General features: G+C 62.5%; 18 protein-coding genes. 10 read left to right on the forward strand and 8 right to left on the reverse strand.

Translation table 11 applies throughout. From position 1 onward, the window contains the following. The first annotated feature begins 246 nt into the window (after positions 1–246). From C474_RS07155 to C474_RS07190, 7 genes are all read left to right on the forward strand, one after another. On the forward strand, positions 247–543 hold the full coding sequence (locus C474_RS07155; RefSeq protein WP_008385352.1) for a hypothetical protein: 297 nt from the start codon (positions 247–249) through the stop codon (positions 541–543). A 987-nt stretch (positions 544–1,530) separates the two neighbouring features. Further along, positions 1,531–1,752 carry a hypothetical protein gene (locus C474_RS07165; protein ID WP_008385354.1) on the forward strand — a complete coding sequence of 74 codons (222 nt, stop codon included), beginning with the start codon at positions 1,531–1,533 and terminating at the stop codon, positions 1,750–1,752. A gap of 130 nt (positions 1,753–1,882) precedes the next feature. Beyond that, positions 1,883–2,251 carry an SHOCT domain-containing protein gene (locus C474_RS07170; protein ID WP_008385356.1) on the forward strand — a complete coding sequence of 123 codons (369 nt, stop codon included), beginning with the start codon at positions 1,883–1,885 and terminating at the stop codon, positions 2,249–2,251. Positions 2,252–3,719: 1,468 nt separating this feature from the next. Then, positions 3,720–4,949, forward strand: coding sequence for a Cdc6/Cdc18 family protein (locus C474_RS07175; protein WP_152421616.1), 1,230 nt, complete (start codon positions 3,720–3,722; stop codon positions 4,947–4,949). A gap of 1,045 nt (positions 4,950–5,994) precedes the next feature. After that, on the forward strand, positions 5,995–7,233 hold the full coding sequence (locus C474_RS07180) for an orc1/cdc6 family replication initiation protein (RefSeq protein WP_008385359.1): 1,239 nt from the start codon (positions 5,995–5,997) through the stop codon (positions 7,231–7,233). 497 nt (positions 7,234–7,730) lie between these two features. Then, positions 7,731–8,807 carry a glucose 1-dehydrogenase gene (locus C474_RS07185; protein ID WP_008385361.1) on the forward strand — a complete coding sequence of 359 codons (1,077 nt, stop codon included), beginning with the start codon at positions 7,731–7,733 and terminating at the stop codon, positions 8,805–8,807. After that, positions 8,804–9,976, forward strand: a complete 1,173-nt coding sequence (locus tag C474_RS07190; RefSeq protein ID WP_008385363.1) for an MFS transporter — start codon at positions 8,804–8,806, stop codon at positions 9,974–9,976. Before C474_RS07185 ends, C474_RS07190 begins: the two co-directional genes overlap by 4 nt. A 10-nt stretch (positions 9,977–9,986) precedes the next feature. Here C474_RS07190 and C474_RS07195 read toward each other — a convergent pair whose 3' ends face one another. From C474_RS07195 to C474_RS07230, 8 genes are all read right to left on the reverse strand, one after another. Continuing rightward, positions 9,987–11,435, reverse strand: coding sequence for a M81 family metallopeptidase (locus C474_RS07195; RefSeq protein ID WP_008385366.1), 1,449 nt, complete (start codon positions 11,433–11,435; stop codon positions 9,987–9,989). A gap of 97 nt (positions 11,436–11,532) precedes the next feature. After that, positions 11,533–12,513, reverse strand: coding sequence for a hypothetical protein (locus C474_RS07200; protein ID WP_008385367.1), 981 nt, complete (start codon positions 12,511–12,513; stop codon positions 11,533–11,535). Between the two features lie 64 nt (positions 12,514–12,577). Next, positions 12,578–12,811, reverse strand: coding sequence for a hypothetical protein (locus tag C474_RS07205; protein WP_008385368.1), 234 nt, complete (start codon positions 12,809–12,811; stop codon positions 12,578–12,580). Then, positions 12,808–13,689 (reverse strand): carbohydrate ABC transporter permease, encoded by an 882-nt coding sequence (locus C474_RS07210; RefSeq protein WP_008385370.1) that lies wholly within the window; start codon positions 13,687–13,689, stop codon positions 12,808–12,810. The genes C474_RS07205 and C474_RS07210 overlap by 4 nt, the downstream gene beginning before the upstream one ends. Next, the gene (locus C474_RS07215) at positions 13,679–14,614 is read right to left on the reverse strand and encodes a carbohydrate ABC transporter permease (RefSeq protein ID WP_049916794.1); all 936 of its coding nucleotides are present in this window, start codon (positions 14,612–14,614) and stop codon (positions 13,679–13,681) included. Before C474_RS07215 ends, C474_RS07210 begins: the two co-directional genes overlap by 11 nt. Positions 14,615–14,629: 15 nt before the next feature. After that, the gene (locus C474_RS07220; RefSeq protein ID WP_049916795.1) at positions 14,630–15,943 is read right to left on the reverse strand and encodes an extracellular solute-binding protein; all 1,314 of its coding nucleotides are present in this window, start codon (positions 15,941–15,943) and stop codon (positions 14,630–14,632) included. A 114-nt stretch (positions 15,944–16,057) separates the two neighbouring features. Next, complete coding sequence (locus C474_RS07225) at positions 16,058–17,206, reverse strand: ABC transporter ATP-binding protein (protein ID WP_008385377.1); 1,149 nt, start codon at positions 17,204–17,206, stop codon at positions 16,058–16,060. Positions 17,207–17,287: 81 nt separating this feature from the next. Next, entirely contained in the window at positions 17,288–18,289 is a 1,002-nt protein-coding gene (locus C474_RS07230; RefSeq protein ID WP_008385378.1) for a Gfo/Idh/MocA family protein, read from the reverse strand. A gap of 116 nt (positions 18,290–18,405) precedes the next feature. On the opposite strand from C474_RS07230, the gene C474_RS07235 reads away from it, so the two are divergent. The 3 genes from C474_RS07235 to C474_RS07245 all read left to right on the forward strand — a co-directional run bounded on the left by C474_RS07235 (position 18,406) and on the right by C474_RS07245 (position 21,500). After that, positions 18,406–19,209 (forward strand): sugar phosphate isomerase/epimerase family protein, encoded by an 804-nt coding sequence (locus C474_RS07235; protein ID WP_008385381.1) that lies wholly within the window; start codon positions 18,406–18,408, stop codon positions 19,207–19,209. A gap of 51 nt (positions 19,210–19,260) precedes the next feature. Beyond that, a complete protein-coding gene (locus C474_RS07240; protein ID WP_049916796.1) occupies positions 19,261–19,959 on the forward strand; it encodes a PIG-L deacetylase family protein in 699 nt (232 codons plus the stop codon). Between the two features lie 260 nt (positions 19,960–20,219). Beyond that, positions 20,220–21,500: a Cdc6/Cdc18 family protein gene (locus C474_RS07245; RefSeq protein ID WP_008385384.1), complete on the forward strand. Its 1,281-nt coding sequence runs from the start codon at positions 20,220–20,222 to the stop codon at positions 21,498–21,500. Positions 21,501–21,542 lie beyond the last annotated feature (42 nt).

Here is a 21,542-nt window from a genome sequence, read left to right on the forward strand (position 1 = left end):
TGTGTTGTTCGGAATCCGCTTCACCGCCCAATTTTCACGGAAAGCATTAGACCGTTGTGGCCCCTTTCTCTCTAACACCGCAGATGGGTTGTTTCTCCACCTTCTCGAGTTCGTTGTAGATGAACGAGCTGCCTCAGAAGAGACGGTTGGGACGTCCTATGAATGCTTTCGAAGGTTCTCTACACTGTAGACACATCAGTGGAGATAACGTCTGAACCGGCGTACGACTAATCGAGGAGAAAGACCATGACGACCATGAGAATCGGACGTTGGCTGCTCGCAATGCTCGCAATCGTCGGACTCGCGTTCGCTGCGCCCGTGGTCAGCGCACACGGCACCGACACGACTGCTGACGACGCGCCCCCGTACGACGAGACCGCTAACGACTGGGCGGCCTGGATGGAGGCGCACATGACCGAGCACATGGGCCCTGGTAGCGTCGAATGGATGGAGTCGCACATGGGTGTGACCGTCGACGAGATGGCCCAGGACATGGCTGACGACGACTACGACGGCGGAATGTACGGGCAGGGTCACTGCTGACGGACCCTGACCGTACCGAACGCACCGAACGAACACTGAGACGCACCATCCGACTCACGATCATGACCCGATGCACTACGCAGTTCGGATTCCTCACACCGCTGGAGGCCTCGATAGCACGGCGAATCATCAACGTTCAACCGAACAGCCGCCTCCTACTCGCCGACGATGGCGTACCCAACTACTTTGATAGCTGATGCTGAAGTATATCTCTAGATGGGACAGCCATTTCCCGACCACGAATGATGAAACAGTATCGATTGACCAGACACCACAGTGTGAAGTGCGAGATTGACCGATAAATCACGTGATACAATGAGAAAGAACACAGCGACACGGACCGTTATCCGCTTCGCAATCGTCATCGCGGTCGCAACGACGCTCACGTCAGGTATGGTTGGCGCCGTAGCGGGCGCAGAACATCAAAGCGGGGAGACAGAGAACGTCGAGGTTTGCCACGTTCCTGCAGGGAACCCCAGCAATGCGCAATTGGTTACAGTTTCCGAGCGGGGATGGGAGAACGGCCACTCGAACCACGGAAATGATATCCGCATAGACGAGCATCGCTCGCACCATCCGGACCACCACCATAGCGCGGAAACGATGTGTGAGCACCACGGGGAGCACGTCGCATAGGTACCCCGCTTTGCGAGAAACCGAGTGCCAGGAACCGAGCACAGCGATGTATGCCGAGAGTTACCGTACGTTCTACGAACCATGGTTCGGTGCGACATCTGTGATTCAGCGTGTGAAAGCGACGACGGGGTGCGAGAGTTCGTCTGCGAGCGCTGCGGGATCTCGTGCCACTGGCATTGTCCGGAGGAATACGACACCGATGTCTGCCCGAAGTGCGTCAGCGAGCCGGTGATTGGAGCGATCGAGTTTTAGTCGCTTCGTGTCACGCCTACACCGGGGATAGCCCGATGGCGGAGTATATGGACGGTCAGACGGCGAAATGCGTTTTTGACTCGAGCCCGTAGCGCAGATATGTCTACGACCATCGAGCGTCCCGACATCGACGAGGCCTGTGTGTACTGCGGGTCGCGTATCTTCGACCACGACCCGATCTGTGTGCGCGACTGTACCGACGACTGCGGGTCACCGACGTACTTCTGCAACTTCGCGTGTCTCTCGACCTACGTGGACGAAAACGGCTTAATGACGGGCGACGCGTGCGAGTGGTCGCCCGACGAAAACGACTGCTGCTGAGTGGACTCATCTCGGTGAATATACGGAACGACGTGTCCGCTGTCCATCTCTGTCGGGGGCCTTACTAGAGCGGTACCGGCAGCCGCCCAACTTTATGCACTCCGTCGACGAATCTATCTAGTGGTTCATCATGTCTACTGAGCGCACGTCCGACGGCCCACTCCGCATCGTCCTGATCGTCCTGGCGGTAATCGTCCTGTTCCCGCTATTGATGATGATGCTCGCGATGCCGATGATGGGGATGATGGGCTGGTGGTGGGGCGGTCGGATGGCCGGAGGCCTCTCGTCGCTGTGGGGCATCGAGATGATGCTCGTCTGGCTCGTCGTCCTCGTCGGCATCGGCTACCTCCTCTATCGCGGCCTCGTCGGCGGTTTCGGGTCGTCGCTGACCGGCGATAGGGCACTCGAAGAGCTCCGAGTAGCGTACGCTCGCGGTGATCTCTCCGAGGAAGAGTTCGAGGAACGTCGCGCGAATCTCCGCCGCGAGGAGTCGCGGTAAGTCGCAGACGGGTCGCAAAAGAACAGCGGCGAAAATTCCGACGCGCTCGGCGCCGAGACGACAACTCTCTCAACTCCGGCACGAACACCAGCATGCTCGATGGCGTACCTTCCCGGAGCTAAATCGCGGCTCCGATAGACAGACGTTGCGGCGGTTGAGACGACGCCAGTGACGCTTCGTCGTCGGCACGGCGAACTGCAGGTGGTGATAGAAGAGCTCTGTCCGTTGTCTGTGTTCAGCCAGGCGGAGAGTTCTCAAAGCGGGCGGGTGTGACGTACTTAGAGGGGCACCCTACGCAGAGGAAGTCGTCCTCATCACCGTCCTTGCGGCAGGGACGAGTCTCGCCCTGAATCGAGTGAGAGGTTGATGGCGACAGTCTCGACTGAGAGGCGCTGACAGTTGCTGGGAACGCGGTACGCACGCGCCCCGTATCCAACACAGCCTCGGCAAATGATCAGCGACTGAAGATTGTAATAGAGCCACGTGAGTGTCTTCCTCGTCTCTGGTTGGGGCGCGTTATTTTTTGGCGATATCGGCCCAGACCAGTCGGTGATCCGAGGCCGTTTGGATCTCATCCGGGAGACCGCGTTTCCTCGCGTTGGGGTTCGGCCAGACTACCGACGACGAGCGTAACGAGAAGTCCGGTGAGGGAACACCCAATCAACCTGTGATCCATCGCCGAAAACGGCCGTCGCTTCGGGGTTCCCGAGCCGTGCTCCACCGGGGCTCGTGGGCAGTCTCCGCGTGTTGAAATCCTCGTTTTCGATGAAGTACGTCGTCGCCGGATCGAGTGGACGATCGGTCTTCGGTCCAGCGTTCATATCGCCCATCAGGACATACGAGGCGTCCTCGTCCAGCCCTCCGTGGACTCCGCTGTCATCGTAGATATACCCGGCATCGTCGACGTAATCCGCGAAGAAGCGAATCTCATCGTGGTTCCAGCGGCCGTTGAAGTTGTTCGGGCCATCGAGCCACCATCAACGGTCTCGTTGACTACAAAACCGTGACACTCAGGGAGGCGTTCATCGGAGTCTCACGTCTTTGAGCGCGAGAAGGTTGCCACCGAGCGCGCGTTTCCGCTGTATGGACGAACTGCTTCGGACCCGGTCGTTGGTCAAGAGGCTATGCGCGGGTTTCCGCTGTATAGCGTGAGCGCTAGCTAGTGCAAGACGCAGTATGGATCAATCATATTAGATCGTCCTTTAACTTGAGGGGTTGTTTAAACACTATAATAATAAATCTTTCTGAGCTAGTACTAGCTTCGAGATAGGTTGTCGAGTTCGTCTTTACGACGTTTACAGCGGAAACACGCGCTGACTCTCGACCACTACAGCGGAAACGTGCGCTCGCATCTGCGTGCATTTCCGCTGTATAACCCCCTGAGATGGCCTAATTGCGTTGTTTATAGGCTTTTTCATCGGAAACTCGCTTGCGAACCTTTATGCTGGGCCGGAATCACGCCGGGTGTATGAGTGGGGGCACGAACTACTTCGACTCGGTCGGATCTATCTTCTCAAACAAAGATCTCCTCCGAATCGAGACAGTTCCAGAATCCGATGACCGAATCATCGGTCGAGGCGACCAGCTATCTGAATTGGCGAGCGAACTTGGATCGGCTATCGAGGGTCAAAAACCGAACAACGTGTTCATCTTCGGCAAACCCGGCGTCGGGAAGTCGATGTGCGCGAAGTTCCTCGGGCGACAACTCGTTGAGCGGGGCGCTGCCAACGGCGTCAGCATCGGAGTTGCTTACGTAGACTGTATGCAGAACTCTTCGGAGACGCAGGTCGTCGTCCGGGCGGGCGAACTCGTCAACGACCCCGATGAGACTGACATCACCTTCCCTTCGGGAGGGGTTTCACGGTCACGCCTCTACGACCGACTCTGGAACGCCTTTGACCAGTTCTACGACGTGGGCGTCATCATCCTCGACGAAATCGACAAGCTAGATTCCCCGAACGAGACACTGGGAACGCTCTCACGGGCCGGAGAATCCGAGAAACTCTCTGATTGTCACCTTGGAGTCGTCGGCATCAGCAACAAGGCTCGCTTCGAGAATCGACTGACCTCAGAGGTGCGGTCGAGCCTCACCCAGAACGAACTGGTGTTCCCACCTTACAACATCAACGAACTGTTCAACATACTCAAGGCCCGCCGCGATGCGTTCAATCCTGACGTACTCCCCAGTGACGCACGGGCACTTGACGATATTTTCGCGACCGCCGCCAAGTTCGCCGCACAGGAGTACGGTGACGCGCGTCAGGCTATCGATATTCTCCGGAAGACTGGTGAGATAGCCGAACGTGAAGGTGCGGACGTACTGACCACCTCCCACGTCGAACGCGCCCTCGACAAAGCAGAGGAGGACAAACTCGTCAAGATGATGCAGACGCAACCGGTGCAGTCCCAATACGTGATGCAGTCGGTCGCACTCACTACCGACGATGCCGACCCGGGCGAGGACGTGAAGTCACACGACGTTTACTCCAAGTACGAGCAAATCACTCAGTACGAGGATACGAATACGCTTTCGTGGCGACGTGTGCGCGACTTGCTCGACGAACTCGAAGACCTCGACGTGCTCGACCAGCGGCGCAAGGGTGCTGGGAAGGGGAAAGGGACGTACCGCTCCATCTATCTCGCGGATTCCCCGGAAACCGTTCTCCGTGCCTGTGAATCTGTCACCGACGGTGGGTGAGCCAAGCGCACATTTCCGCTGTATAGCCCGCCCGAGAACGCTCGTGTGACTCAGATGCTGTCGACGGTATCGTAGACGACGCGATACCCCGTCTCCATTCGTTCTTTCGTATTGAGGAGGATCTCTCGCGCGCGAACGTATCTCGACTTTGATTTGGTCTCGGTCTTCAGTCGGGGCTGAAAGACGGCGCTTTTACTGGAAATGGTGGTGTGGTGGCTGGCGATACTGGTCTCGGCAGTTCGTCGTCCCGAGTGAAAGTTGTTCTACTCACGATAGGAAATTAACAACGGGTGAACGGAATCTCGCTTCACGCCAGGTAACCGATCGGGAATGTCTGACGGATGTCAGACCCCACTATTTCCACTAATACGGTTACATGACGAGAACCGGCGGCTACACCCATCCACTCTCCCCCCACCATTTCCAGTAAAACTAGCGACGAAGGTCTCCCGAACTCTCTCGTTATTTTCTTTCACTAGAACCAACCCCAACCGCAACCGTTCTCTAGCTCTCCTGCGGACTAGCTCGAACGCTATTGATATAAACTTTCCCCAAATTTAGAGTTCTCGCTCACGAGGTGGGTCTCTTTCGTGGTGCTTTACTGGAAATAGTGGGGAGGGGGTGTCCCACCGTTCTCAGTAACCGACCCCCTCCGCCGTCTGTCGGTTCGTATTCAAGCCGAGTATACTGGAAACGATGGTGTCTATAGTGTATATAAAGAACCGTTTACTGGAAATACTGGAACCCCATGGTTCGTTCTTTCGGAACCAACCACCTGGAGTCACCGCGAATTACTGGAAACGATGGGGTGGTTCGATCATTCGTGATCTGATGGCTTTACTGGAAATAGTGGGGTGAAGTTGTTCATCGAGAGTTGGATTATGGGATGTCTTTGCGATACCTCTCTCGACGCTCACCGATTAGACTGGAAGCGGTGGGGTCGATATCAATTAGTGGAAATCACACCCTACAGTGGTTATACTGGAAATAGCGGAAACGGTGGTCGAAACAGTTATCATTCCAGCCTGAATCAGTCGAGCACAATATGACTCCCCGATTCCAGCCCGACGATACGCTGTACAAACGTCGGAATACGCTCAAAGTCGAGTATGTACCAGACGACATCGTCGGGCGGGACAACGAAATCGAGGAGTACGAAGCGGCCCTACAGCCGATCATCAACGGCGAATACCCCGACAACATCTTCATCTACGGGAAAACCGGCGTCGGAAAGACCGCCGTGACGAACTTCCTGCTGAACGAACTTCTAGAATCGGCGGAACATTTCGAGGTCGACCTCTCTGTCATCTCGCTCAACTGCGACGGTCTCAGCACGAGCTACCAGGCCGCGATTAGCCTGGTGAACAATCTTCGAGAACCCGAACACCACATCGCCGAAACCGGCCATCCCCAATCCAAAGTCTATCGTCTGCTCTGGGACGAACTCAACAAGCTCTCTGGGACCGTGATCATCGTTCTCGACGAGATCGACCATATTACGGACGACACGTTCCTCTACCAGATCTCTCGTGCAGACAACAACGGATACATCGACAACATTCAACTCGGCCTCATCGGAATCAGCAACGATTCGACGTTCCGAGAACAACTCGACGCGAAGGTTCAATCGTCTCTGTGTGAGACCGAGATTTCGTTCCCGCCGTACGGCACGGAAGAGCTTCAAAAAGTCCTCGAACAGCGGGCAGAGATCGCGTTTCACCAGAGGGCGCTCGAAGCGGGCGTGATCCCGCTGTGTGCGGCCCTCGGTCGCCAGGATGGTGGTGACGCCCGACGAGCGATTACGCTCCTTCGGAAGGCTGGCGATCTCGCACGTACGGAAAACGCGAATTCGGTTACGACCGACCACGTCGAACGTGCCCAGGAGAAACTCGAGGCGCAGCAGAGCATGGACATCATGCGCGACCTCACCGAACACGAGCAACTCACACTCTACGCGCTGACCACGCTCGCTGCAGAGAATGCGACACCGGCTCGGTCACGAATCGTCTACCAGCGCTACAAAGAACTCTGCGAGTTTCAAGGTCGGGATCCGCGTACCGCTCGGCGGATGCGCAGTTTCCTCTCTGATTTCGAGATTCTCAATCTAACGCTCTCGTACATGGAGCACCGTGGTCAGGACGGTGGAACGTACCGTGAACACGAACTCAACCGCGATATCGCGACGGTCGTCGACGCGCTACAGACGATCATCAGCGAATTCGGTGCCCACCAAAGCATCATCGAGTACCTTCCCGACTCCGGCGAGGAGTTCACTGCGATGTAGCGATCCGGACTGAGGGATGGGCCGTTGTTGTCGGTGAGGGAGTCTCTGTCAGAACAGACATCCGGAGTCGTGCAACAACCACGACTGAAATGGTGTCCTGTGAACGCTTGGATTGAAACGTGGCATATCCTGCCGTGTCATTGTAAAGATATCAACCCGGCATACACAACCACTCTACGACAAACAAGATTAAACGAGCCCTCGAAGCGCCTTTGGAGGCATATTTTGGTTCAAATAGAAGCGAACTAGCTTCGAAACACCATTACAACGTTCAAACGAGCGTAATCCACTATTCAACCACGAGATATCTCTCCTCTTGATATCTATCTGTAGGCTTTGACCGGGTACATAGAACCGGTTCTACGGACGCATCTACGCTCTCGTCGGAGTGCTTATTAGCTCCGATGAAAACCGTGACGTATGCCTCGTAGTGACGACGCGGTTCTCCGACTGTCAGATAGGTCCAACCACAGCGTATCGCTCGGAGGGACTGTACGATGAAGGCTATCGCTGTCGAACGAGGGAGTTCCCGACCGACGCTTCTCGATGTTTCTGAACCGGACCCCGATGCGGGAGAGGCCCTCCTCCGAACACTCCGCGTCGGCATCGACGGCACCGATCACGAGGTCGTTCGCGGCAACCACGGGGGCTACCCGGTGGGAGACGACTATCAGATTCTCGGTCACGAGGCCGTCGCGGCCGTCGAAGATCCGAACGGCACCGGTTTGGAATCGGGACAGCTCGTCGTGCCGACGGTCCGCCGTCCGTCCACTGAGACGGAGAGTAACGAATACTTCGAGCGCGGCGAACCGGATATGGCCCCCGACGGCGCCTACGTCGAACGTGGAATCGTCGGCGCGCACGGTTACATGTCGGAGTTCTTCGTGAGTCCGCCCGAGTTTCTCGTCCCCGTTCCCGATTCGTACGCGGAACACGGGTTTCTCGTCGAACCGATCTCGAACTCCGAGAAGGCGTTCGAGCACGCGTTCGCCGCCCGGTCCGCGTTCGAGTGGACGCCCGAGAGCGCTCTCGTCCTCGGCAACGGACCGCTCGGGTTGCTCACGCTCGCCATGCTGGAGACGGACTCCTCGCCGTTCGAACGGAACTACTGTCTCGGCCGGCGGGACAGGCCCGACCCCTCCATCGACATCATCGAGCGACTCGGCAGTACCTACGTCGACTCCCGCGAGACGCCCGTTGACGGGGTGGCCGAGGCGTTCGAGCCGATGGATTTCGTCTACGAGGCGACGGGCTACGCCAAGCACGCCTTCCAGACCGTCGACGCCCTCGCGCCGAACGGCGTCGGCGCCCTCCTCGGCATCCCGAACGACTGGGCGTTCGAGGTGGACGGTGGACGACTCCACCGCGAACTCGTCTTGGAGAACAAGGCGCTGTTCGGCAGCGTCAACTCCAACGTCGGGCAGTACGAGGCCGCGAGGGACCGACTCGCCGAACTCCCCGACTGGTTCCTCGACGCGTTCGTCACCGGCGTCTACGCGCCCGACGAGGCCGAATCGGCCTTCGAGGCGAGCGACGACGCGATAAAGACGGTCATCGAGTTCGACACGCCGTGACCGTCCGCGAGGCGCTGCGCGGGATGGACGAAGGGAGCTACTTCAAGGCGTTCTACTTCCTCTACTTCGCCGCCTGGAGCGGGTTCGTCGTGTTCCGCAACGCATACTTCGAGGACCTCGGCATGACCGGCGCCGAGATGGGGACCATCGGATTCCTGCTCCGCACGGCGGGCATTCTTGCGCTTCCCGCGTGGGGACTGCTCGGTGACCGATACGGCGCACAGAAGACGATTCTGCTCGCCAGCGTCGTCGCTTCGGGTGCGCTCGGAGCGATCTATCCGCGTGCCGCGTCGGTGTTTCCCCTCCTCGCTCTCGTCTCCGTCGCGTTCGCCGCGTTCCGCGCGCCGGTCAAGCCCGTCGCCAACGCGATGGTGCTCTCGACGGGTGTGCCGTACGGGACCGTCCGCGCCTACGGGAGCATCGCGTTCGGCGTCGCCGCCCTCGGACTCGGCCTCGCCAGTTCCCGCGTCGGCACCGTCGTCGTCTTCTACGGCTTCGGCGTCGGGATGGCCGTTCTCGCTGCGATCCTCCTGCGTATCCCCGTTGAGAACCGCCCGCCGACGGAGAGCGTCGGTCTCCGCGCAGTCTCGCTCGTGCGGAATCGGAACTTCGCCGCGTTGGTGGTCGCTGCCTTTCTCATGGGCGCGATGTTCCCGGCGGGGAGCGCATACCTCTCCGTTCTCGTGCGGAGCCTCGGGGGAACCGACGCGGTAACCGGCCTCTCCGTCGCCGCGAAGACGGCCGGCGAGGCCGTCGTCTTCCTCTACGCCGCGCGCTTCGCGACGACGTACCGCCGCCTGCTCGTCGTCGGGGCGGGGTGTCACGTCCTCACGTTCGCGTTCTACGCTACCGCGCCCCCGCCGGCGTTCGTCGTTGGCGCGCAACTGTTCCTCGGCGTTGGATACGCCGCGTTCATGCTCGCGGCGGTGAATCTCGCGGCCGAACTTGCTCCCGTCTCGCTCGGATCGACGGCGCAGACGTTCCTCACCGGATTCGGCTTCGCCGCCGGGGCCGCGCTGGGCGAACTCGCCTCGGGTCGTCTGTTGGACCTCGTCGGCGTCCAGTCGATGTACCAGTACGTCGCCGCCGTCGGTCTGGTCGTCGTCGCGGTGACCGGACTGGTCGACGGGTCGCTCGGAACCGGACCGTTACTACCGGCGGACGACTGACTCGCCGGCGTCACTCTCGCCGCGCCGTCCGGGGGGACCACTCCGCGTCCTCGTCTAGCGGATAGGTCGGCCGCGGCACGTGCTCGTACGGCAGGTCCGCGAGTCGCTGGTTCGTCTCGCCGGGTGTCAGCGCGAACAGTCGACGCGCGGCGACGCCTTTCCACGCCGGGCTGAGGTAGCCGCTCTTCACCGCGATTACGGCTCGTTCCGTCGGGTCGACGCCCAGTCGCCGGACGAACTCGGGATCCCGATGGGCGTTCGTCCGCCGGTCCGCGACGACGACGTCCGCGCCGTCCAGCGATACGAGGACCGTCCGTGCGCCGTCGGCGTCGAGAAACCGAACGGGGACGCCGGCGACTTCCAGCGGCGTTCCGCCGGGGTACTCCTGGCCCAAGGAGAGGTTTACCTCCGTCCCCTCGCCCGCCTCGCGGCACGTCTCGTAGCTCTCGGCGTCGGCGACGACGGCGACGAACGGTCTCCCGAGGTCCTCGCGGGCCAGCATCGCCGACAGCAGGTTCGTCGTGTTCTCGCCGGCGCCCGCGCCGGGGATGTCGCCCGTGTCGGCGACGACGACGGGCCGGCCGTCCGTCGCGGCGGCCGCCTCCAACGCCCCCTCGGGGTCGTACGCCTCCGTCGTGAAGCCGAACTCCGCGCGGCGGTCCCAGAACGCATCGGCGAGTTCGGCCGCCGTTCCCTCGACGACGGATCGCGCCCCGGCGTCGCCGGTAACGAGAGCGTGGCACCCCGCGTGCGGCGAGTCGGCCCACGGGAACCCGAGGAAGTAGTTCGCGTCGTACACCCCGTCTCGCTCGTCGGCGTTCTCCAGCGACTCGACGAGCGTTCGCATCGGTTCGGCCTCGGTCTCGGACTGTTCGCCCGCGAGGAGCATCGGAAGCGGTTCCCACCCCAGGGTAAGCGAAGCGTCGCCGTTGAGGGCGTCGAGAAGCAGGGTCGCGGCGCGAACGCCCGTCTCGGCGACGTCGGTGTGCGGCGCGGTGCGGTAGCCCGCGACGCCGTCGAGCGATTCGACCATCCGCTCGGTCACCGTCGCGTGCATGTCCAAGGCGGCGGTCATCGGCGTGTCCGGGCCGACGGCGTCGCGGACCGCGGCGAGCAAGTCGCCCTCCGGGTCGGGTTCATCCGCGACGAACATCGAACCGTGCAAGTCGAGGCAGACGCCGTCGACGGATTCGCCCGCCAGGCGGTCCAGCAGCTCCTCTCTCAGCCACTGGTACGTCTCGGGTTCGACCGCGGGGCCGGGAAGCGCGCTGGCGCCAGCGGTCGGGTACACCTCGACGCCCGCGTCGTCTAACGCCTCGACGATACCGCCGATGGACCGCCCGACGTGGTCAGTCTCCAGTACCCCGTCGCCGACGGCGGTGGCGAACGCATCGATGTCTGTCGTTCCCGCCGCGAACGTGTTCGTCTCGTGGCTCATCGCGCCGACTGCGACCTTCATGAGGACACCTATGCGAGGAGTCCTCATGAATCGTCCCCTGACGGTAGTCTCTCGACGACCGGTCGGCCGACCGAGTGACCGAACGAGCGCCGAGGAGCTACAGACCGAGCGCGCGTCGACCCATCGTCGACCGGCGGAGGAGGTAGGCGAACGCGACGGGCGGGAGCAGGACCGCGGTCAGGTAGAGGTACCGCGTCGGCCCCCACTCGAACCCGTAGTCGGCGAGGGCGGCGAGGTCGAAGTAGATCATCGGGAGGAGGGCGATACCGAACGGCAGCCACAGGAACGCGGCTACCCGCCCTAACCCGATGGCGAGGAGTCCGGGCGTACCGCCGAGGACGACGAACAGGAGGAAGTAGACGGCGCTCGCGAGCGCGATGCGGCGGTACCACGGCGAGGGGACCGGCGGAATCGGCTCGGCGTCGACGCCGAGGAGTTCGACGGCGTCCGGGTCGTTGGTCTCCTCGAACTCGGTGCGTCGGCGGACGAGATAGACCGCACCGACAACGACGTTCACGACGGGGACGGCGAGACCGACGAGCCAGAACCGCAGCGACGGATTCCAGTGGGTGTGTCCGCGCACGTGCTCGGCGTCGAGGTAGAACGACGCTGGACAACCGACGAGCGCAACGAGGACTAGCGGTCCCGAGAGGACCGTGCCGACCGCGCCGGTCGAAATCACCCCCGAAACGAGGTTGACGAGGACGAGACTCGCCCAGAAGGCGAGTCCCCCGACGACCCCGTACACCCACTGCCCGGACGGGACCGTGTTCCGGAGCGCGCTCTCGCGGCGGAGACAGTAGGCGGCCCCCGCGGCGGCGTTGGCGAGCCAGATGACCGAGACGAGCAGCCACGGACCGATGGCGGGGTTCCACGGAACGTCGTCCCGGATGCGACGCCAGTCGAGGGCGACGAATATCGGGAGCAGGAACCAGAGGACGAACAGGAGTCCGCGGAGACCGAGGCCGACTTCGGATGTCGACAGCAGTGCGACGAGGTCGGTCGACCGACCTAAAAGGAGATAGAGGGCCCAGACGAGCGACGTCGCCGCGACGCCGTACCACCATCGTGCGTTCATGCCAGTCGGATAAGGGGGAGGGAGATAAAATACCCCGTGAAAGCGAAGGAAACGCCCGTCGCGGTCAGTGTGGCCAGGGGCGACTCGGCCAGAAGTACGACAGCAGCGTCAGGAGGAACAGTAGAACCGTCCCCAATTTCAGGACGATTCCCGCGCCGAACTCCCGCCTCACGAACGCGAGGTAGCCGATGGCGAGGGTGACGAAGCCGAAGACGATAACGCCGGTCCAGACCGGCTCGTTGAGTCCCGCGGTACCGATTTTGAGCGGGACGATCGCCAGGGTGGCAGGAGATATCATCCCTTCGACCCCGTGAGGGCGATGCCCTCCATGAACGTCTTCTGCGCGAGCAGGTAGGCGGTGATGACCGGAAGCGCGGCGATGATGGCCGCGGCCATCAGCTGTCCCCACTGCGAGCTGTACTGACCGGTGAGGCCGGCGAGACCGACCTGTAAGGGATACATGGCGCTGTCCGAGAGAATGATGAGCGGCCAGAGGAACGCCCCCCAGATGAACGTGAAGGTGAACACGGCCAGCGAAGAGAGCGCCGGCTTCGCCATGGGAAGCATGATGCGGGTGTATATCTGCAGGGTGCTACAGCCGTCCATCCGTGCCGCCTCCAGGTAGGAGTCCGGCACCGAGAGGAAGAACTGCCGCATCATGAACACCCCGAACGGGTTGGCGATGTAGAGGAACATCACCGCCCAGTAGGTGTTGACGAGCTTGAACTGCGACATCTCGATGTACAGTGGGACGACGATGGCCTGCGGCGGCACGATGAGCGTCCCGACGACGAGGAGGTAGACGAACCGCTGTCCCTTGAAGTCGCCCTTCGCAAGGGCGTACCCTGCGAGACTGTCCAAGAGGAGCGTGAAGAAGACCACGCCCGCGGAGAGGAGCAGGCTGTTGAATATCCACCGGTCGAGCGGGTTCTGCATCCAGATGTTGACGTAGTTCATCACCGTCGGCTCGGCCGGGATGATCTGCGCCATCGTACTGAATATCTTCTCTTCGGGCTTCAGCGACGTCAACAAGGCGTACGCGAACGGGATGATGGCGAGTGCGCTCGCGACGATCAAGATACCGTGGGCGAGTGCCTTGACGACGTACTGACCGGTGCCGGTCGCGCGGCCCGTCCCCGTCCGATCCTCGCCGCTGAGGTCGAGGTCAGTACTCAACGTCGGTCCCCCACGTGCGCTGCTGCAGGATGCTCAATCCGAACACGATCACCAGGAGTACGACCGCCATCGCGCTGGCGTAGCCGTAGTTGAACCGCCCGAAGCCCTGCTCCCAGAAGTAGTACATCAGCGTGTACGTCGCGTGCACCGGGCCGCCGTTCGTCATGACGTACACCTGCGTGTACACGCGGAACGAGAATATCATCGTGACGATGATGACGAAGAACGCCGTCGGTTTGAGGAGCGGCAGGGTGATGTACCGGAAGCGCTGCCAGCGGTTCGCGCCGTCGATGATGGCGGCCTCGTAGTAGTGGTCCGGTATTCCGCCGAGGCCGGCGAGAAAGATGACCATGTTGAACCCGATGTGTTTCCAGATGCTCATCGCGGTGACGGCGGGCATCGCGAGGGCGCGGTTCCCGAGCCAATCGAACGTCGGGAGGCCGAGCGACGCGAGAGAGATGTTCAGAATGCCGTTCGTCGGGCTGTATATCCACGTCCAGATGAGCGAGACGACGACCCACGAGGTAACGACCGGCAGGAAGATGGCTGCCGAGTAGAACCGCGTTCCTCTGAGCTTCATGTTGAGCAGCAGCGCTAATCCGAGCGCGATAGGCACGTCGAACAGCAACAGCATCGCGGCGTAGAAGACGGTGTTCTGCAGCGACTTCCAGAACACCTTGTCGTGGAGCAACTGCACGTAGTTATCGAGTCCGATGAACGGATGCGTCTGTGCGAGCGGCGCCCACTCGTGCAAGCTCACGTAGAACGCCCCGAGGAACGGAACGATCATGATGAGTCCGAACAGCAGCACCTTCGGGACGACGATGAAGTACCACGCCGGGTTCGTCTGCGCGTCTACGAGGCCGGCATTTGTCAGCCATTCTGACAATTGCTTCGGAATCTCCCGCACTGATTGCGTGCTCATGATGGTTCGAGCGGGTTAGAGGACACTCTTTATTTCCTTCGCGGCGTCGTCGAGCGCCTTCTGCGGCTCGGTCCCCGTCCAGAGTGCCTGCGCCGAGGTGTGGACTGCGGACCACATCGTGCTGACCTCCGGGTGGTCCGGGAAGGCGATGGTGTTCTCCATCTCCTGCTCGATCGTCTTGAGCTTCGGGTGCTCCTCGATGTAGTTGTTGAAGTAGTCGGTCTCGTACGCCGCTTTGAGTCCGGGGAAGCCGCCGACGGCGTCGACTACTTTCTTCTGCGTCTCCTCCGACGCGATGTATTCGAGGAACCGGAGACCGGCCTCTTTGTTGGCCCCGCCCCGGGCCGGGGCGGTGTAGTACACCCCTGCGCTCCACGTGTGGCTGGTGTCGATCTGCGGTCCGCTCGGGTGGGGAACGTACTGCCAGTCGATGCCGGAGTCCTCCATCCGGCCGTAGTCCCAGGACCCGGCGTAGTACATCGGGATGTTCTTCGATTCGAACTGCGCGCCCGCCGTCGTCGCGCCGCCGCCGGTGAACGTCTGTATCTTCCCGTCCATCGCCAGCGGTTGGAGGAATTCGGCCGCTTCGAGCGCAGCCTTGTTGTTGATGATGGCCTTCGTGCCGTCGTCGTTGATGTAGCCGCCGCCGTTCGAGAGCACGAAGCCGTCGAATCCCTCTCCGGCCGGCATCCCGTACCCCGCGTCGTGCTCCTTCGCCAGCGTGGTGACCCACGACTTCCATTCCTCCCAGGAGGGGCGCTTCATCGGGTCGGGCACCTCCAACCCGGCGTCTTTGAACATCGTCTTGTTGATTGCGAGCGCCCGGCAGTCGGCGTACCACGGGATGCTGTACAGCGACCCGTTCGACATCGCGTTGCGCTTCGCGCCGGCGACGTAGTCGTCGGCGTTGAACCCCTCCTTTTCGAGGTCGAGGATGACCTCCTGCGACGCGTAGCGCGGCACCCATAGCACGGACAGGGCGGTCGCGTCGGGCGCGTTACCGCCCTGGAGCGCGGAGGTGAACTTAGCCGTGAAGTTCTCGAACGGGAACGTCTGCCAGTTGATGGACGTCCCCGTCATCTTCTTGAACTCGGCCGCCTGTTGCTCGCGGACCGGTTGGAGCGAGGGGTCGTTCCACGCCCAGTTCGTCATCGAATCCGGGAGGTCGCTCGACGAGTTGCTGGATCCGTCGCTTTGCGTCGAGTCGCCTCCCGAACTGCTCCCTTCCGTGGAGTCCCCGCCGCCGGATCCGCTACTGCACCCTGCGAGACCGGCGATACCGGCCGATCCAACCGCTCCGAGGAGCGTCCGCCTATTGACTCTAGTCATACGTTCACATGACCTATTTCAGAGTACATAATATTTTTGTATATCATCAAAAATCATAACAGTCTCCCAGTTTCCGCGACTCCGTCCACGACTCGCGGCGGCTCGCGTCGGGTCTCAGACGCTCTGTTGGTCCAGCGCCATCTCCTTCGGCGCGGTCCGGTTCTTGATGGCAGTCCCCGTCTTGCCGTCGAAGAGGTGGATTTTGTCCTCGGGGAATTCGATGTGAACGGTCGTTCCCTCCTCGATGAGCACGTCCCCGTCGACGCTCACGGTGTAGGTCGTGCCGTCGCCGAGGTTGAAGTAGACGTAGCTCACCTCGCCGAGCGGTTCCACCACCTGCACCGTCACCGGGAACGACGACGCCGTCTCCTCGACGACGACGCCGATATCCTCCGGTCGGATGCCGAGGGTGAGTCGGTCGCTCGCGCCGGCGTCCGCTATCAGCGACTGCGTCTCCGGGCTCAGCGGGTACGTGAACCGGTCGTGGACGAGTTCTTCCGTGTCGCTCCGCATCGAGACGTCGATGAAGTTCATCGAGGGAGAGCCGATGAACCCCGCGACGAACTCGTTTGCCGGCTCGTGGTAGCACTCGAGCGGCGTCCCTATCTGCTGGAGTCTCCCGTCGTTCAGGATGGCGACCCGGTCGCCCATCGTCATCGCCTCCGTCTGGTCGTGAGTGACGTAGATGGTCGTGACGCCGAGGCGCTGCTGGAGCTCCTGTAGTTCGGTCCGCATCGTCGTCCGGAGCTTCGCGTCGAGATTCGAGAGCGGTTCGTCCATCAGGAACACCTCGGGCTCGCGGACGATGGACCGACCGAGGGCGACGCGCTGTTGCTGCCCACCGGAGAGTTCGCCGGGGTGCTTCTCCAATAGCTCCTCGATGCCCATCATCTCGGCCGTGTCCTGCACCCGCTCGTTTATCTCGTCCTTCGGGAGGTCGGTCCCCATCCGGAGGCCGAACGACATGTTCTCCCGCGCCGTCATGTGGGGATACAGCGCGTAGTTCTGGAACACCATCGCCATGTCCCGATTGGTCGCGCTCTGGTTCGTGATGTCGTCGTCGTTGAGTAGGATAGTGCCGCTCGTCGGCAGTTCGAGGCCGGCGATACAGCGCAGCGTGGTCGACTTCCCGCACCCGGACGGGCCGACGAACACGATGAACTCGCCGTCTTTGACGTCGATATTGAGGTCGTCCACCGCGACGATGACGTTGTCGCTGTCCGAGAACTCCTTCCGGAGGTCGCGGATATCTAACTTACCCATGGGAACTCACTACGTGCCGAATCGGGATAGTACATAATAAATTCACAGGGCGACTTCGAAACCTGACGGACCGTCTCGGAGTTACTCGAACGTCACCCTCCGGTTCGACTCCGCCGCCTCGCGCGCCCCGAGCGTCAGCGCCAGCGTCTCCGTCGCGTCCGCGAAGTCCGACCGGACGTCGCCGCCCGACGCGCCGCCGGCCGCCGCGCGGAGGAACGACTCGAACTCCCGGCGGTACCAGTCGCCGTCGCCCTCGAACGACACCGTCTCGCGGTCGACGGTGCCCGAGAGGGAGTGCGAGAAGTAGTCGAGTTCGAGGAAGGCGTCCTCCGCGGCGATTCGCACCTCGAAGCGCGATTCGGGGGACGCACACGTCGAGGAGACGTGGGAGACGGCGCCCGAGTCGTGGTCCATCGTCACCGACGTCGAGTCCTGAAAGTCGACGCCGTCTTCGAGTAGCCCGTCCGTTCCGCTCCCCGTCGCCGCCCGCACGTCGCCCGCGAGGTATCGGTGCAGGTCGTAGACGTGCGTCGACTGTTCGACTATCTGGCCCCCGGACCGCGCGCGTTCGCGCCACCACGGCGTCTCCGGTAGCGACACCCAGTAGGTGCTGTCGACGTGTCCGACGCCGCGGCCGTCGAGCAGTTCCAGCGCCCGTTCGGTTATCCGCGCGTAGCGGCAGACGTAGCCCGCCTGCGCGAGGACTCCCGCCTCCTCGACGCCGCGACCCGTCTCGCGCACGGCCTCGACGTCGAGTCCGAGCGGTTTCTCCACGAAGAGGTCGACGCCCTCCTCTGCCGCCGCGCGTTCGTACTCGCCGTGGGCGAACGGCGGCACAGCGACGACGACGGCGTCGACCGACTCCGATTCGAGGAGTTCGACGCCGTCCGCGTACGTCGTCGCCCCCCGCGGATCCGCCGCCGCCGCCGCCCGCGATTCGTCCACGTCGGCGACGGCGGCCAGTTCGACGTCCACCGCCTCGTCGTCGAGGCCGGTCAATCCGCCGTCGACGGCGGCGTCCAGCGTCTCCAAGTGAACGGAGGCGATACCTCCCGCACCGATGAATCCGACCGAGAGCGTCACGGGTTCTCACTCTCCATCGCACCGTGTTAAGCGTACTTGCCCGCGGGGGTTCGACCGCCGTTCCGGTCCGACGGCCACGCGAAGCTATAACACGGACCGGCGGCGAAGCGGTACGCATGCGGTTCGCACTCAATCAGATGGGATTCCCCGCGGAGGGGCTCGAATCGAACGCGGAACTGCTCGCCGAGGCCGGATACGACGGCATCGAACCGAATCTGACCGCTGACGGCCCACTGTGGGACGACGGCGCCGTCGACGCCTTCGCCGACCTGACCGACGAACTCGGGTTAGACGTGCCCGCGGTGTCGACGACGCTCCACTGGGACCGACCGCTGTCGAGTCCCGACGAGGAGACGCGCGCGGCCGGCGTCGAGGCGGGTGAACGGATGATCGCCGTCGCGGACGCACTCGACGCCGGAGCCATCCTCGTCGTCCCCGCCGTCGTGGACGAGGGGACGCCCTACGACGAGGCGTACGACCGCGCTCTCGACTCGGTCCGCGAACTCGCCGCCGTCGGCGCCGAGGCCGGCGTCACCGTCTGCGTGGAGAACGTCTGGAACGACTTTCTCCTCTCGCCGCTGGAGTTCGCCGAGTTCGTCGACGAGGCGGCGGAGGCGGGCCCGGTCGGAGCGTACTTCGACGTCGGCAACGTCCGGCGGTTCGGCCGCCCCGAGCAGTGGATTCGTATCCTCGGCGACCGAATCGAACGCATTCACGTGAAGGACTACCGGACCGACGTCGACACGATAGACGCCTTCACCTACCCGTTGGAGGGCGACGTCGACTGGGACGCAGTCGCGGGCGCTCTCGGGGATATCGACTACGACGGGTGGGTGACCGCGGAGGTGCCGCCGTACCGGACCGCCCCCGAACGGATGCCGCCGCGCGTCCGGTCGGACCTCGCGCATCTGTTTTCGTAACCTGAACCGTCGGCACAACGTTTAATATCGACTTCTCTGAGTCACATGTGTATGCATCTCACAGCAGTAGTCGCGCATCCCGACGACGCCGATATCTTCTGCGGGGGGACGCTGGCCAAGCACGCCGCCCGCGGTGACGACGTCACCGTCCTGTACATGACCCGCGGCGAGTACGGCGGGTTCGACACCACGGAGGAGGAAATCGCGACCGTACGCGAGGAGGAGGCGATAGCCGCCGCCGAGACGTTGGGCGCCGAAGCGACGTTCCTCGACTTCGAGGACGGCCGTATCACCTACTCGTTGGAGAACCGCCTCGAACTCGTCGACGCCCTCCGCGAACTCCGACCGGACGTCGTCCTCACGCACTTCCGCGACGACATGCACCCGGACCACCGGACCACCTCCCGACTGGTGACCGACGCCTACTACATGTGCTCGCTTCCCCTGTTGGAGACGGACGCGGACCCGTGGGAACCGGAGAACGTCTACTACTTCGGCAAGCCCACCTCGTCGTTCGAGCCCGAGACGTACATCGACGTCACGGACTACCAATCCACCAAGGAGGACGCCGTCTTGGAGCACGAGTCGCAGGTGGAGTGGTTGGAGGAACACGGCGGCATCGACGCCGAGTTCGACGGACTCGTGGAGGGTATGCGCGCGGAGGCGCGCGTCCTCGGTCGGACCCGCGGCGTGACGTTCGCCGAGGGGTTCGTCCCTCTCCACAAGAGCGCGGACGACTACCTCGGCTGAACGACCGACGGTCCCGACTTTTCGACGCCGCCGCTTCCGTAGGAATTCACCTCCTGATGAGTGAATTCTGATGCTTGTAAATGACTCGCAAGGCATTACATACATAAAAACGTAATGCGATACAGGTGAAACGAGGGGAGGGGGTCGTGAACGGCGGAGCGACGGCAGGACGGCGGCGACGTATCGAGTTCGAGAAACGGAGAATCTTCGAGTGCGATTCCTCGGTGAATTTATCAGTGGCGTCGCGTAATTGTCACGGTATGACAAGGCGCAACGGTTCGGTCGAAAACGCGAGCGCCCTCGGGGACGCGTTCAGCGCACGCGCTGGCGTGTTCTCGGATAAGGCGCTGCTCGACGTCGGGTACGTGCCCGGCTCCGAACGCATCGTCGCCCGAAACGAGGAGATTCGCCGCCTCGCCACCGCGCTCAACCCCGCCGTTGAGGGCGAGGCGCCGAGTAACGCCTTCCTCTACGGCAAAACCGGGACCGGCAAGTCGCTGTGCGCGCGCTACGCGACGCGGCGCATCGTCGAGGCGTCGGCGGAGACGGGCGTCGACGTGGGGCGCGTCGTCGTCGACTGCTCGCAGGACGACACGGAGACGCGGGCGGTCCGGGCGACGGTCCGCGGTCTGAACGACCCCGCCGTCACGGGTATCGCGGTTCCGGAGACGGGGCTGGGCCGGTCGCGCTACTACGACCTCCTCTGGGAGGTGCTGGACGCCCGATTCGACGTCGCGTTCGTCGTCCTCGACGAGGTGGACTGCCTCGACGGGACGGACTTCCTGATGCAGTTGTCCCGCGCCGCCGAGGCGAAGAAACTCGACCGCTGTTCGGTCGGCGTCGTCGGCGTCAGCAACAAGGTGCGGTACCGCGATCGACTCGAAGAGCGCGTCAAGAGCAGCTTACAGGAGCGCGAGATAGTGTTCACGCCGTACGACCGCGAGGCACTCAGCGAGATACTCCGCAGCCGGTTGGCGGCGTTCGACGACGGCGCTCTCGAAGCCGACGTGGTCGTCGAGTGCGCGTCGCTGGCGGCCGAGGAACACGGCGACGCCCGGAAGGCCATCAACCTCCTCCGGCACAGCGGCGAACTCGCGGCCAGCGAGGGAGCCGACCGGATCGCCGTCGACCACGTCCGCCGAGCGAAGAGCGTCGCCGAACGCGACCGGATGCGCGAACTCATCGACGGCGGGACGATACAGCAGAAGGCGACCCTGCTGGCGATAACGTCGCTCGCCCTCGTCGAGAAGACGCGGACGTTCAAGACGTCCGAGGTGTACGCCGCTTACGAGGACATCTGCGCGGAGTCCGGACTGGAGACGCTCTCGAAGCGCCGGGTCCACGACCTGCTCCGCGAGTGGGAGTTCCTCGACGTACTGGAGATAACGCGGACGGGCGGCGGCCGCGCCCGCGGGAGCTACCTCCAGCACCACCTCCTCGAGGACCCCTCGGTCATCCGGTCGGCGTTCGACGGGAGCGAGCGATTCGCCGGCGTCGGTTTCACCGCGGGATCGACGACCACGACGTGGTCGAACATCTAACCCGGCGGCTGATGTTTGCCGCTGGGTAAGGTTTAATACCGA

The organism is Halogeometricum pallidum JCM 14848, assembly GCF_000337095.1.
GTDB classification, from domain to species: domain Archaea; phylum Halobacteriota; class Halobacteria; order Halobacteriales; family Haloferacaceae; genus Halogeometricum; species Halogeometricum pallidum.